This window comes from Halanaerobium polyolivorans (genome assembly GCF_020711195.1).
GTDB classification, from domain to species: Bacteria; Bacillota; Halanaerobiia; order Halanaerobiales; family Halanaerobiaceae; genus Halanaerobium; species Halanaerobium polyolivorans.
This window is the reverse complement of the sequence record NZ_JAJFAT010000024.1, coordinates 1-13,917: the sequence shown is the minus strand read 5'-3', so window position 1 is coordinate 13,917 and position 13,917 is coordinate 1. Positions and strand designations below refer to the sequence as shown.

Genomic DNA, 13,917 nt, shown 5'->3' with positions numbered 1-13,917 from the left:
CGAGTCTATTTATCTTTTCCAGTTCTTTTACCCATTTATTGAACAATTTATTATCAAGATCAGTTTCTGGAACCCTTGCCCTGTAATTATTATCTTTAATCTTTTCAATTAAATATTTAGTTAATTCTACAGCTTTGCTTTCTGGAGATAGTTCCCAAAGTTCTTTACTATCTTTCAATTTTACATCAGCAAAGTCAATATTTTTACTAATATCAGTATTTAAATTATCAATAACCATCTTTTCGTTACGTTTTCGTGATTGTTTTTGTGTTGGTGTTGTTAGTGATTGTGTTAGTGCTTGTGGATTACCGATGGCATCATCAATACCAACTGATATACCATCATTTGTATTTTTAATGATTTCATTCTTCTTTTTCTGAACTTCAGCTAGAAGCTCATCTTCCAGTGATTCCAAAAGAAACTCTTTGAAAGATCTGCAGTATTTATCGGCCTGCTTTATAAAATCGATTAATAAATAACTTTTTGGTAAAGGTTTTAATATTTTTAATGCTGCTTTTTGATGATTGGGATTATTTACAGTTTGATATTTTAAAGCTTTGGTTATCATGATCACCGATGTTTCACTATCATATCTTATGAAATCAGATTCAATAAGTTCTTCAAAAGCTTTTTCTACCTCGTGAGGCTCAAAATTTGCATCTTCAGAAACATATGCTTTCGGTAATCGATAAATACCTTCGGAACTACGGTGTTGGTTGGTTAAAATATAAAGGGCAATAAATATTGTGTTTTTGTCCCATTTCATGACATCACTACTTATCCAAAAATTTGACTGCACTTTATTATATTTCATGATAAGCACCCTTTCTTATATTTTAAAAAAGTAAATATTGCACCTCCTTATATAGAATTTTATTCTTTTAATTACTTTTTTTACCATTAATTATATTGTATCATGTTTTTATTTTCTTTTCAAGCCATTATTTGGAAATTATTGCATTCAAAAAGCAGTTCCTTTATGAATAGAAACTGCTTAAATAAAAATATTGTATTTAGTTATAATGGGAATGAAAGAATGGATTATCAACTCTTTTACAACAATTTTTTATCGAACATTAGATATCTATATTCAACAGGTATTAGGTAATCTATCGACCCGTAGATTCTGTGGTTATTATACAAGTTAACATAGTCAAATAGCTCATATTCCAGTTCTTCAAAGCTGTTGAAGATCTATCATAAGCAAATTCAGTCTTAACTACTTTGAAGGCTGCTTCTACCAATGCATTATCATAAGGGCACCCTGAATAGCATACACTACAGTAACAATTTAATTAAATATTCTATCTATATCTCTAGTTACTTTTAAATTGATTTTGCCTTCCGCCGCCATCCTGTTTAATATTTCCATAGCTTCACCATGTTTCATATGATTTCTGTAAGGCCTTTCTTCTTTAAGTGCTTGATAAATATCAAGGGCTACTAATATTTGAGAAGGAAAGTCTAACTGGTCTTCTGTTAACCCATAAGGATATCCAGACCCATCATTTTTTTCATGATGATTCCCAGCCCATTTTGCAACATCCTCAAGACCATCTATTGTTTCAAGTGCTTTTCTAGTATAAAAACTATGAGCCTTTACTCTCCTATATTCTTGTTTAGTTAACTTGCTTGGCTTATCCAAAATCATATTAGGAATTGCTAATTTACCTATATCATGCAAATCAGCTGCAATTATAAATTTGCATTTTTTTTGATTATTAAAACCATAATAATCTGCCATAATCCCTGCTTTTTCACTTAATTTCTTAGAATGAAGTTGTGTAAAATTTGATTTTGAATCTGTTATATCAGAAAATAAAGCTGTGATTTTATGTATTTCTTGATAGGAATAATCTAAAGAATGATTTGGGCTTTCTTTCTTTATTGCATTTAAAACAAAATTATCCTCTAAACTCAGCCAAAAGCTTTCATTATTAGTTATATTTAAAAACTTATCAACTATTTCTTTAGAAAATTTCTTAGATTTTTGTTTTCTAATTTTTGAAATTAATTCATGTCTTTCTATATCATCAATATACCTTAATTCAAAATAATCTGCTATTGAAATTATTTGCGAAAATATAGGAATCTCTTTTCCCTTCTTAGCAAAAAATCCACTTCCATCATAATTTTCGTGATGATATAATATAACATTTTCATATTCATTTAAAAAAGGAAATTTTTCAACACTTTTTTCTCCAATAATGCAGTGGTTTTTTGCTTTTTCTAGCTCAGTTTTACTTACTCTAGCTTCATTTTCGACTCCACCTATATCATGCATTATTGCAAAAGCAAGCAAGGTAAATTTATCTTCTGATGACATGTTGAATTGTTCGCCCATTTTTAAAGCAATATAGCCAACTCTCTTGCCATGATTTGAAATATCATCTAAAATATCGATTTCAATATAATCTAATACAAAAGAAATAGAAATCAGGAATTGATTTAAATTAAACTTCATTAATATAACCCCTTAAATACTCCATTAATTATTTTATACTAATCCGATAAAATGTTATCTATCAAATTAATCCATTAGAAAACGATAAATATTAATCAAAATAAATTAAGATAGGCTCTTATTTTTCCTAAAATAATCTGATAAAATATTGTCAGAATATCTACTCCAGAAAAAGCTCATCCTTTACAAACGAGCAGTATATTTTTATCTACATAGATTTACCCAAAATATACCTGGGTTGATTGCTCTTTTCAAAGATAAATACCATTCTCTGATCCTTTTTAAAATAGCAAAAATAAAAAAAGCCACAAAACTAATTAAAATAATTTGGAGCTCCGACGCTCAGATACTCTCAAAAGAGTATCAGGATCACTTTAATCAATGTTTTATGGCGCTTTAATTATACCATAAAGATTAAAGTTTTGTAACTATTTTTTTAAAAACAAAAACTTTCACTAGAAAAGAGCTATTATCCTAACACTTTTCGCTCATTAAGATTTTCCAAAAATGGTTTCTCGGTGAGTCAATCTGCAGCTATTTCCATCTAAATTGATGATTTCGCACTTATGAACTATGCAATCTAAAATTGCAGCTGTAATAGTCTGATCGCCTATTAGATACCTATTTTGCTATATTCGTTTCAAAAGGTATTAAATTCAATTTTGGTATCTCTCATAATAACGATGCACCTTTTGAAGCTTTTATGATATACTATAACTAATACTTGAAAATAAAAGTGAAATAATATAAGTAGTAGAAAATATGGTTACATAAGAGTTTCAAGTAGCAAACAAAAACCTGCCAGACAGAAAGATGCACTTTTAGAGGCTAGATAGGTGGTAGGAAAAATGGATGTAAATATCAGCGAATATTTTGATTTTGAACGGCTTAATGTATTACTTTAAGATTTTAATCAAGCAACAGGTTTTGTAACAGCAATTCTTGATCTTGAGGGCAATATATTATCTAAATCAGGTTGGAGAAAAGTCTGTACTGATTTTCATAGAGTTAATAAAGAAACTGCAAAAAATTGTAAAAAAAGTGATACTATTCTAACAAATAAGATGTCCGAAGGGGACGATTATTATGTTTATAAATGTTTGAATGGTTTGATTGATGTTGTTTTTCCAATTATTATAAAAGGAGAACATTTTGCTAATCTTTTTACTGGTCAGTTTTTCTTTGAAGAACCCTCAATGAATTTTTTTAAAAAACAAGCAAAGCAATATAATTTTAATGAAAATTTATATCTTTCAGCAGTTAAAAAAATACCTGTGGTATCAGAAGCTAAAGTTAAAGAAAACATAAAAATCTTAATTAATATAATTGAAATAATTTCAGATTTGACTGTTGAAAAAAAGGAACAGCAAGAACTAAATAGTTTATTAGAAGTATCATACAAAAAAATTAAATCTCAAAAAGACAGATTAAACTCGATTATTGAAGGTACCAAAGCGGGAACCTGGGAATGGAATGTGCAGACAGAAGAAATAATCTGCAATGAAAAATGGGAAGAAATGTTAGGTTATGAACTTAATGAGCTTGAACCAATTACTATTAAAACCTGGAAAGAGTTGACTCATCCAGAAGATTCAAAAAAATCGAAAAAACTTTTGGAAAAAAATTTCAGCGGAGTAATTGAGCAATATGATTTTGAGGTTAGAATGAAACATAAAAAAGGTCACTGGGTCTGGACGCTCGGCAGGGGTAAAATAATTTCCTGGACAGATGATGGCAGACCTCATAAAATGTTTGGTGTTCACATTGATATTTCAAAAGAGAAAAAATATAAGCAGATTATAAAAGAACTTCATAAAATAGCAATCGAGCTTCAAAAACTTGATAATGAAGAAGACATCTGTCAGAAAAACATCGATACCGCCAAAGAGATACTAAATTTTGATCTATCTCATATTAGCCTGGTTAAGGATAATAAATTTGTTCCAGTTGCAATTTCTAAGGGAATGGAAACAGAAATTCTTCCTCTAAATCATGGAATTATTGGTAAAGCATTTAAAAACAATGAAAGTTATCTTACATCGGATGCAGAAAAAGATCCCTATGCACGACCAACTAAAAAAATATATAGGTCCGCTATTGCTGTACCTATCGAGGATATTGGTGTTTTTCTGGCGATATCTACCAAAAAAAATGATTTTGATCAAAAAGATCTTGAGCTTGCTGAAACTCTTATTGCAAGTACTAAAGCAGCTTTAGATAAACTGTATTATCGAAAAGAATTAGAATACAAATCTTTTCATGATAGCTTAACTAATCTTTATAACCGCAGATTTTTTGAAGAAGAGCTTGATAGACTGGATACAAAAAGGCAGCTGCCGATAAGTTTTATTATGGCCGATCTCAACGGTTTAAAACTTATCAATGACAGTTACGGTCATGAAAAAGGTGATGAGGTATTAATAAAAGCAGCTGAAATATTAAAGGAAACTTTAAGAGAAGAAGATATTATCGCCCGTCAGGGTGGGGATGAATTTGCTGTATTGCTGCCTAAAACTAGTAGTGAGCAGTTAAATATAATATTAAAAAGAATTAGAGACAAAATAGATCTTGTAAATAACAAGTGGGATATACCAATCTCAATTGCTATGGGTTCGGCCACTAAAGAAAATCAAACTCAGGATATAAATGAAGTGCTAAAAAAAGCAGATGACAATATGTATCAAAACAAATTATCCGAAAGCAAAAGCAGCAAAAATAAGATTGTAAAAAGTCTTTTAAACAGTCTTAGTGCAAAAAGCAATGAAACAAGAGAGCATGCCGAAAGAATGAATAAACTGGCTGTTAGATTTGGAAGCAAATTAAAACTGACTTATGCCGAAATTAACAGGCTCTCATTATTAGCATCTATGCATGATATCGGTAAAACTACCATTTCAGAAGAAATATTAACTAAAGCAGGCAAGCTTAATAACGAAGAATGGGAGATTATGAAAAACCATTCTAAACAGGGCTACAAAATCGCTTCTGCATCTGAAGAATTTATATTAATAGCTGAGGACATATTAGGCCACCATGAACATTGGGATGGTAGTGGTTATCCAGGTGGCTTAAAAGCTAAAGAGATACCTTTTCTAGCTCGCATAATATCGATTATAGATGCCTATGATGTTATGACTCATGAGAGACCTTACAGCAAGGCTATCTCAAAAGATAAAGCACTAGCTGAAATCAAAGATTGTGCAGGTAGCCAGTTTGATCCTGAATTGGCTGAAGATTTTATTGATATGATGAATAAGCCTTTTTAAAGTACTACTAAATTAATTATTTTTACTTTTGTTTGTTTTGACATCCTCCCCGCCCGTTCCTATCGTCACGAACGAGGATTCCTTAAAGGAACTTACGAGGTTATCTGCTGATTAAATGCCAGTCCATTTCTGGTAGGCAAGTATGACGCAAACTTTAGGCTGTGCCATCAGCCCTCCTAAGATAGGCATATAGCCACTTAGGCACTTAGATTATTACCATCTAAGCAGATTGTTGTTCTAAATATTTATTAGCTATATTTCTACTTGCATTTAAATCAGAGTGGATATGATTACCACACTCACAAGAGTATAGATTAGCTTTGCGATTAGCTTTTTTAACTTTAGCACATTTACAACAACTCTGGGAGGTATATTTAGGGTTAATATATTCCACCTTAATCCCAGCTAATTGGGCTTTATATTCAATAAATTGTTGAAGTTGATAAAAAGTCCAGTTATGAAGGTTTCTATCTGCTCTATTAAGACTTTTAGCAGTATTTTGGATATTCTCTAGATTCTCCATAATTACAGTACCAACTTGCTCTTGCACAGCAAGATTAATAAGTTGTCTACTAATTTTATGGTTTAAATCAGTCATCCATCTCTGCTCTTTGTCGTCAATATTTTTAATAGCTTTGACTCTCTTAGCTTGACCTAGTTTTCTTCTTAACGAACGATATTTTTTACGAATAAAACCAGCTTGTTTGCCATTATGGAATTGACGATTAATTTCTTTCCCTTGAGAATTTTTAATACTAGCAACAGCTAATTGTCGAAGTCCTATATCAATTCCTATTACCCTAGAGTTAGTAGTTTCTTTATCAGCAATTTTAATTGTTACTGCGAAGTACCATTTCCCTCTTTTATAGAAGAGGCTGGCTTTACCTAGTTTGCAGCCACTTTTGATATATTTATGCAGTTCTTCAAACCTTTCAGTCTGCTTAACAGGAAAGGCAAACCTCTGACATTTAGTAGAATAAAGAGGAATAGAAATTATATGATGATCAATTTTATAATTTTGATTATTATAGCAGATGGGCTGGTTAGCTTTAAAAGCTAAATTATCTTTACTAGAGTTAGATTTTAAAAACAACTTATAGAGTGCTTTGACTTCTCTAATATTCTGATTCTTAACAGCAGAAGGGAGGTTTATCTCTTTAAAATCAGCAGAACTCAACTTGTTTTCTCCTGCTTTAAGTTTCTCAGCAATAAATTGACGATTCTTAACTACTTCTGCAATGCTGTTTAAAAATATATTTTGTTTTCTTTTAGTTGGTTTTAATAATTCTAGAATATAAGTTAGTTGCATATTAATCACCTTTGATTTTCAATATAGTGTTGGAGCGTTTCTGAACTTACATTACCAGCAGTAGCTACAAAATAAGCTCTAGTCCATACAGAACCTTTAATATTTGATTTAGGAAAGTGTTTCGATATTCTTCTTCCAGTAGTACCTTTAATAATATTCATTAGCTTACTAGGAGAATACTTAGGCAAAGCTGATATAAAAAGGTGTATGTGGTCTGGCATTATTTCAGTAGCTAATACTTCAAAATTATGTGTATCAGCTAATTCATTAATGGTATCTAAAGTTAATTGTTTGATTTTAGGATTATCTAAAATATGTTTTCTGTATTTAGGTATCCATATAAAATGATAGTTTAAAAGAAACTTTGCGTGTCTTGTACTTTTATAGGTATTCATCATTAAAAACCCCTTAATATCAGTTGTTATATCCATTATATTATAAAAGGGGTTCTTGTTCAAGGAGTGTATTATATAAAATAGCCGATTCATCCCCGCCCATTAACATAAGCGAGGCTTTCTCGGCTACAATTCGGTAATAAAAAAGGATGATTTTAAAAAGTTTAACAGCTTTGTTATTTATTTGTTGCATAATATAATTACCGGGAATTGCAAAGTAGTATTCGAGACTGACCCCATTTTTATGAACAAATATTATTGCAGAATAAAAAAGTCATTGCAGTCACCCCCAAAATACCGTACCCTTATATTAAGTCAACCACAACTTATATAAGAGAGGAAAATGGAGATGACATTAGCAATGACTGATATTAATGATATCAAAGAACTGTACTTTAAGAAAGGCTTAAATGTGGCTGAAATAATGAGAAAAACAGGTCATGATCGCAAAACAATTAATAAATACCTTGATATGACTGATTTTAATCTAGTTTTAGAACCACCTGAAAGATCAAAACGTGGCTCAAAGCTGGATCCATTTAAGAAAACTATTGATAAATGGCTTGAAGCTGATAAAAAATCCTGGCTAAAACAGCGTCATACCGCAAAAAGAGTACATACCAGATTAACTGAACTCTATGGCAGTAAATATGACTGCTCATATCGATTGTTAGCTGAATATGTGCGAGTTAAAAAGAAAGAGATATTTTCTGATGAACCGAAATTCTTTTTACCACTTAAACATCTGCCTGGTGAAGCTCAGGTTGATTTCGGCAGAACTGATTTCAGAGAAAATGGAACTTTTTATGAAGGACGCCACTTAAATCTCAGTTTCCCACAGAGTAATACTGGTTATACACAGCTTTTTAAAGGTGAAAACCTGCAATGTTTAGAACAGGGTATGATAAACATATTTAATCATCTCGGTGGTGTTCCCTCAAGAATAGTTTTTGATAATGCCTCTAGCATGGTTTCAGATATTGGAAAAAACAAATATCGAAAGCTGACTGAACACTTTATGATGTTTAAAAACCACTTTAGATTTGAAGCAGTATTTTGTAATCCAGCAAGTGCGAATGAAAAAGGCAATATTGAGGGTAAAGTTGGTTACCACAGACGCAACTACTTTGTACCACCACCAGAATTTGATAATTTAGATGAATTCAATAAATCACTACTTATTGAACTTGATGATGATCAGTACCGTGAACATTACAGAAAAAACGCTACTCAGCATGAACTATTTCAGGCTGATCTAAAAGCATTATTACCAATGCCTGAAGTTGAGTTTGAGCCAGCAATAGTTGTTTCCAAGAAAACTGATGCTAATGCCTGTATTACTATTAATAAAGGTAAACACAGGTATTCAACTAAACCAAGTCTTGCTAAAAGTAATATTTTTGTTAAACTTACAGCTGATAAAGTGATAATCTTAGATCAAGATCTTAAAGAAGTTGTCACTCATGATAGGCTTTATGGTGACTTAAAACAGGAATCAATTAACTGGATTCTATATTTAGATCAGATATCAAAAAGACCAACAGCTTTAAAATATACTGGAATCTATGATCTATTTCCCCAGGCAGCTAAAGATTATTTTGATACTTTAGATTACGAGAACTTAAAAGCAACACTAAAAACTCTAAATACCCTTACAGAAGAAACAAATTTTGAGGTTGCAGTAGATGCACTCTTAGATGCTATCTCTCATGGAGCAAGTGATACTGACAGCATCCAGGTCCTATTTAAGAGAAAGAACTCTAAGATTATGGAACTAGATGGACATTTAGCAGCTAAAAATGCACCTGAATTACCTGAACTAAAACCTGATATTAGTTTTTATGATACTTTCTATACTGTAGCAGATGGAGTAGAGGCCAATGATTAAAGAGCAAATTGCAGCCTGCTGTAAAACACTCAAATTAAGTCAGAACATAGCTGATAATTTTGAAAGTATTGAAGCTGAAAATCGACACGAATTTCTACTTAAAATACTGCAAAATGAAGTTGAATACCGTAAAGCAAAAAAGATAGAAAGACTGATTAAACAGGCTAAATTTTATACTATTAAGATCTTTGAAGGCTACTCTTTTGATGAAATCAGAATACCTTCTGCACTATCAATTGAAGATCTAAAAACCGGGACTTTTATTGAGAAAAATGAAAATTTAATTTTATATGGGGCTGCCGGCACAGGTAAAAGCCACCTTGCAACGGCGATTGGCCTAGAAGCTTGTCGCCAGAGAAAATCAGTTTTATTCTTTAGGACTGCAACCCTGGTTAATCAATTAAGCAAAGCCAAAGAAGAAAGAAAACTGGATAAAATATTTAAAAAGATAGAAAAAGCCGACTTAATAATTTGTGATGAATGGGGCTATATTCCTCTCGACAGAGAGGGATCCCAGCTCCTATTCCAGATAATCTCAGACTGTTATGAGAAAAAGAGCTTGATAATCACTACAAATCTTGAATTTAGTAAATGGGCTAATATTTTTTATGATGAGCAGATGACAGCTGCTTTAATTGATAGATTAGTGCACCACAGTCACCTACTTGTTTTTCCTGGTGACAGTCATAGAATCAAAAATTCACTGATGAAAGGAGCCCAAAATTAACTTTAATTTTTCCCTATTGGGTGGCTGCTAAAAAAACTTTGCAAAAACCGGGAATTTTAACTTGCAAAAAACAAGTACAGAAATAAATTTGACTAATCTAATATGCTTTATTGCAATAATATTTGTTCATAAAAATGGGGTCAGTCTCTTCTCCTTACTATTGCAGAACAAATCTTCAAGTTTGGTTGCTTTTTTTATCTTCATTATTTCTAATAATTGATATTCAATTTTATGGGCATGAATTATTTTCAAAAATCATCTCAAAACTTTTTAATACCATAAAAAAGGTATATTTAAACAAACAAATCTCCCAAGTAATTAGTCGCTGGGAGATGTTTAAGTGATTATTATATAGATGATTTTAAATGGTATTTTCAAAAAAAGCGCAAACCCTTAGCCTACTGATCCGTAGTCAGACGCTCTATCCAGTTGAGCTACGGGCGCACAGTTAAAACTTTTCTTAAGCAACAATAAATATTATAACAGCTACTCTTATTATCGTCAAAGAATTTATGAGAAAAAATTATATTTATTAATCTGACAGCCTTTGTGAGCTGTTTAAGTTGGTAATTTAAGTGTCTTGACGACAATAAAAAAGACCATTTTCAGAAAATATTTAGAGTTATTTAAGTAAGATTTCCAGTATTAAAATTTGAAAAGCGTTTGACTTTTTGGGTATTAACACTTTTGACCCTGCAAAACCTTCCGTAGTTTCTAGACTACATTATTTGGGTTGAAAAGTCAAGTTTTTTGATCCTGATTGGATGGGGTTTTTGGACTGAAATTTTCCATAATTATAGTTTGACTGATTTAAAATTTTGGTCGCTATTTATTCAATTCTTATTTCCATTATATTTTCAAATTCACTGGTTTTAAATATTTTTGTAATATCACTTATATCAACCACCAAAAAGAAAAGGCCTAAATTATATATTAGAATTTATTGTATGATTGCACTGCGAAAAGTCAATTATGGATATTTTAATAATTTGACACCCCTTTCATAATAGGGATTGTTCAGTTCAAAAATTGCTAATTAATAATTTTCGCAGTATAACCATTATATTAAAAAAATATATAAAGGAATAATAGTATTTATGGTGTATATTATACTATGAGGATAATGTAACGCCCCCTAAGGATATTGGACAAATGCCAATTTAACATTTTATAATAATTATAGGGGGTAAAAGCAAATGCCTAAATCATATGATCCTGATGAAAAAATGGAAATTGTTCTTCGTGCTATTAAAGGTGAAAAAGTATCTGATCTTGCTGATGAATTTGATGTCAGCCGCAATTCTATCTATCTCTGGAAAAACGAGTTTTTAGAAGGTGGCATGAGCAAACTTAGTAGCGAATCTGTTACTGAACAAGAAGCCAAGCTTAAAGAAAAAGACGAACAAATTAAAGAGATGGAGAAAATTATTAGCCAACAGAAAGTTCAGATGGAAATCCTTAAAAAAAAGCCCTGGCAGAACTAAACACTGCCGATAAAACCAAGATAATTAATCAACTCAAAACAGACTATACTGTAGCAGGTGCAAGCAGGGCTATGTAGAACATTTAATATAGCCAGAAGCACCTACTATTACCGTCAAAACAATGGTCAAGACGAAGATAAAAACAATGAAGGACAACTCTATTCTGGTCATCCAGCTTATGATAAAGATGGTAATTTAGTTCCAGAAGAAGATGTTGTTCAACTGGTTAAAGATTACTGTGGTTAGTCTCCTCACCTGGGCTACAGAATGGTAACTGATTACTTGAATTATACAGAAAATCTAAAAGTTAATCATAAGCGAATTTATCGCATTATGAAGGTCTTAGACCTCCTGCAGGATAAGATAGTAACAAAACCTAAAGAATATCAATTAAGACAAAAACACGAACTAACTGGACCTAACCAGCTCTGGGAGATGGATATGGTCCAGATGTACATAGATAACAGTGGTCAGTGGGTATATATGTTTGATATTATTGATGTATTTACCAGAGAAATTGTAGGTCATCATGAAGGCCTAAGATGCCGCACAAAAGAAGCCCTCAAAGCACTTGATGAAGCAGTAGAAAATCGAAACACTGATGATCTAGTTTTAAGAACTGATAATGGCGTTCAATTTAGAAGTCGAGAGTTTCAGACCAGGATTAGAGAACTGGATATATCTCATGAAAGAACAATGGTAAATACACCTGAAGAAAACGGTTATATTGAAAGCTTTCACGGCACTTTAAAAAGAGCTGAAGTATATCAAACACATTACCGCAGCATAAACCACTGCAGGAATTCTATTGCTAAATTTATTGATAAATACAATAACAGAAGACCACATTCATCGGTTGGTAAAATACCACCAACAGTTTATCATAAAAACATTCTGAACAACTTAGTTTCAGGAATTAAATTTGCTGCATAAATGGTTAAATTTACTGAGAATTTGTGTTAAACAAATCATACTAAAGCTTGTCCAAGATTAGAGGGGCTCGCTCAGATAATATTTTAATAAAAAGTCGATTATGTTAATCTTATGAAAGGAGAATTGTTATGTATTCTGCTACAAATATAATTTCTTATATTATAGGTTGGTACAGTCCTATTTACCTTATAGTTTATTTTATTTTACGTTGGAAAAAAAAGAAAAAACTAAAACTTCTAAATATAATTTTTTCAGGTACACTTTCTTATATCTTGAGCTTTATAATTATGGCTTTATTACAAATGAATAATATAGCAACTAAAACAGATACTAAAGATGGGATAATAATTTTAGTTTTTTTCTCTATTACATATATTATAATTAATCAATTCATGAAAATGAAAGGATTAAGTACTGATAAAAATGAAATTAAAACATTGTAAGTAAAAAAATTGTAACGCCCCCTAAGGATATTGGACAAATGCCAATTTAACATTTTATAATAATTATAGGGGGTAAAAGCAAATGCCTAAATCATATGATCCTGATGAAAAAATGGAAATTGTTCTTCGTGCTATTAAAGGTGAAAAAGTATCTGATCTTGCTGATGAATTTGATGTCAGCCGCAATTCTATCTATCTCTGGAAAAAAGAATTTTTAGATGGTGGCATGAGTAAGCTCAGTGGTGATTCTGTTACTGAACAGGAAGCCAGGCTTAAAGACAAAGACGAACAAATCAAAGAGATGGAAAAAATTATTGGGCAGCAGAAAGTCCAAATGGAAATCCTTAAAAAAAAGCCCTGGCAGAACTAAATACTACTGATAAAATAAAGATAATTGATCAGCTTAAATCAGATTATACTGTGGCAGAACTATGCCGAACTTTTAATATAGCTAGAAGTACCTACTATTACCGTCAGAATAATGATCAAGACGAAGATGAAAATACTGAAAATCAACTCTATTCTGGTCATCCAGCCTATGATAAAGATGGTAATTTAGTTCCAGAAGAAGATGTTGTTCAACTGGTTAAAGATTACTGTGGTGAGTCTCCTCACCTGAGCTACAGAATGGTAACTAATTACTTGAAATATACAGAAAATCTAAAAGTAAATCACAAGCGAATTTACCGCATTATGAAGGTTTTAGACCTCCTGCAGGATAAAATAGTTCCAAAACCTAAAGAATATCAATTGAGACAAAAACATGAACTAACTGGACCTAACCAGCTCTGGGAGATGGATATGGTCCAGATGTACATAGATAACAGTGGTCAGTAGGTATATATGTTTGATATTATTGATGTATTTACCAAAGAAATTGTAGGTCATCATGAAGGCCTAAGATGCCGCACAAAAGAAGCTCTTAAAGCACTGGATTGTCAACCCTTTTTACAACAATTTTTTATCGAACATTAAATATCTATATTCAACAGGTGTTAGGTAATCTAA

At 31.4% G+C, this 13,917-nt stretch carries 13 protein-coding genes and 3 pseudogenes; 10 read left to right on the top strand and 6 right to left on the bottom strand.

From position 1 onward, the window contains the following. The 4 genes and pseudogenes from LJ207_RS11655 to LJ207_RS11640 all read right to left on the bottom strand — a co-directional run. Window positions 1-814 (bottom strand): annotated as a pseudogene (locus LJ207_RS11655) (hypothetical protein); the annotation flags it as partial. A gap of 239 nt (window positions 815-1,053) precedes the next feature. Then, window positions 1,054-1,280, bottom strand: a pseudogene (locus LJ207_RS11650) (IS3 family transposase); the annotation flags it as partial. 11 nt (window positions 1,281-1,291) lie between these two features. After that, window positions 1,292-2,464, bottom strand: coding sequence for an HD-GYP domain-containing protein (locus tag LJ207_RS11645; protein ID WP_229346668.1), 1,173 nt, complete (start codon window positions 2,462-2,464; stop codon window positions 1,292-1,294). Window positions 2,465-2,955: 491 nt separating this feature from the next. Beyond that, window positions 2,956-3,078: an ATP-binding protein gene (locus tag LJ207_RS11640; RefSeq protein WP_439649683.1), complete on the bottom strand. Its 123-nt coding sequence runs from the start codon at window positions 3,076-3,078 to the stop codon at window positions 2,956-2,958. 303 nt (window positions 3,079-3,381) lie between these two features. Between LJ207_RS11640 and LJ207_RS11635 the strand changes: the two are divergent. Further along, window positions 3,382-5,157: pseudogene (locus LJ207_RS11635) on the top strand (PocR ligand-binding domain-containing protein); the annotation flags it as partial. After that, on the top strand, window positions 5,140-5,730 hold the full coding sequence (locus LJ207_RS12395) for an HD-GYP domain-containing protein (RefSeq protein WP_255666892.1): 591 nt from the start codon (window positions 5,140-5,142) through the stop codon (window positions 5,728-5,730). The pseudogene LJ207_RS11635 and the gene LJ207_RS12395, both read left to right, overlap by 18 nt. A 220-nt stretch (window positions 5,731-5,950) precedes the next feature. Here LJ207_RS12395 and LJ207_RS11630 read toward each other — a convergent pair whose 3' ends face one another. Both LJ207_RS11630 and tnpA read right to left on the bottom strand, forming a co-directional pair. Continuing rightward, window positions 5,951-7,039, bottom strand: a complete 1,089-nt coding sequence (locus tag LJ207_RS11630) for an RNA-guided endonuclease InsQ/TnpB family protein (protein WP_229346671.1) — start codon at window positions 7,037-7,039, stop codon at window positions 5,951-5,953. Between the two features lie 5 nt (window positions 7,040-7,044). Beyond that, a complete protein-coding gene (gene tnpA, locus LJ207_RS11625; protein WP_229346667.1) occupies window positions 7,045-7,434 on the bottom strand; it encodes an IS200/IS605 family transposase in 390 nt (129 codons plus the stop codon). Window positions 7,435-7,783: 349 nt separating this feature from the next. Here tnpA and istA point away from each other — a divergent pair, with 349 nt between their 5' ends. The 8 genes from istA to LJ207_RS12545 all read left to right on the top strand — a co-directional run bounded on the left by istA (window position 7,784) and on the right by LJ207_RS12545 (window position 13,746). Then, window positions 7,784-9,322: an IS21 family transposase gene (gene istA / locus LJ207_RS11620; protein ID WP_229346666.1), complete on the top strand. Its 1,539-nt coding sequence runs from the start codon at window positions 7,784-7,786 to the stop codon at window positions 9,320-9,322. Continuing rightward, a complete protein-coding gene (gene istB, locus LJ207_RS11615) occupies window positions 9,318-10,049 on the top strand; it encodes an IS21-like element helper ATPase IstB (protein WP_229346670.1) in 732 nt (243 codons plus the stop codon). Before istA ends, istB begins: the two co-directional genes overlap by 5 nt. Before the next feature lie 1,196 nt (window positions 10,050-11,245). Then, on the top strand, window positions 11,246-11,533 hold the full coding sequence (locus tag LJ207_RS11610; RefSeq protein ID WP_229346665.1) for a transposase: 288 nt from the start codon (window positions 11,246-11,248) through the stop codon (window positions 11,531-11,533). Window positions 11,534-11,590: 57 nt separating this feature from the next. Beyond that, window positions 11,591-11,779, top strand: a complete 189-nt coding sequence (locus LJ207_RS11605) for a hypothetical protein (RefSeq protein WP_229346664.1) — start codon at window positions 11,591-11,593, stop codon at window positions 11,777-11,779. Window positions 11,780-11,788: 9 nt separating this feature from the next. Continuing rightward, a complete protein-coding gene (locus LJ207_RS11600) occupies window positions 11,789-12,466 on the top strand; it encodes an IS3 family transposase (RefSeq protein ID WP_255666891.1) in 678 nt (225 codons plus the stop codon). A 128-nt stretch (window positions 12,467-12,594) separates the two neighbouring features. Beyond that, window positions 12,595-12,909, top strand: a complete 315-nt coding sequence (locus LJ207_RS11595; RefSeq protein WP_229346662.1) for a hypothetical protein — start codon at window positions 12,595-12,597, stop codon at window positions 12,907-12,909. A gap of 82 nt (window positions 12,910-12,991) precedes the next feature. After that, window positions 12,992-13,279, top strand: a complete 288-nt coding sequence (locus LJ207_RS11590; protein WP_229346661.1) for a transposase — start codon at window positions 12,992-12,994, stop codon at window positions 13,277-13,279. A gap of 50 nt (window positions 13,280-13,329) precedes the next feature. Next, window positions 13,330-13,746, top strand: a complete 417-nt coding sequence (locus tag LJ207_RS12545) for an IS3 family transposase (protein ID WP_229346660.1) — start codon at window positions 13,330-13,332, stop codon at window positions 13,744-13,746. Window positions 13,747-13,917 lie beyond the last annotated feature (171 nt).

Coding starts and splice junctions, on each gene's coding strand:
- LJ207_RS11610 (WP_229346665.1), top strand. CDS start 11,246: ATGCCTAAATCATATGATCCTGATGAAAAAATGGAAATTGTTCTTCGT.
- LJ207_RS12395 (WP_255666892.1), top strand. CDS start 5,140: ATGTATCAAAACAAATTATCCGAAAGCAAAAGCAGCAAAAATAAGATT.
- LJ207_RS11595 (WP_229346662.1), top strand. CDS start 12,595: ATGTATTCTGCTACAAATATAATTTCTTATATTATAGGTTGGTACAGT.
- istA (WP_229346666.1), top strand. CDS start 7,784: ATGACATTAGCAATGACTGATATTAATGATATCAAAGAACTGTACTTT.
- LJ207_RS11590 (WP_229346661.1), top strand. CDS start 12,992: ATGCCTAAATCATATGATCCTGATGAAAAAATGGAAATTGTTCTTCGT.
- tnpA (WP_229346667.1), bottom strand. CDS start 7,434: ATGAATACCTATAAAAGTACAAGACACGCAAAGTTTCTTTTAAACTAT.
- LJ207_RS11630 (WP_229346671.1), bottom strand. CDS start 7,039: ATGCAACTAACTTATATTCTAGAATTATTAAAACCAACTAAAAGAAAA.
- LJ207_RS11645 (WP_229346668.1), bottom strand. CDS start 2,464: ATGAAGTTTAATTTAAATCAATTCCTGATTTCTATTTCTTTTGTATTA.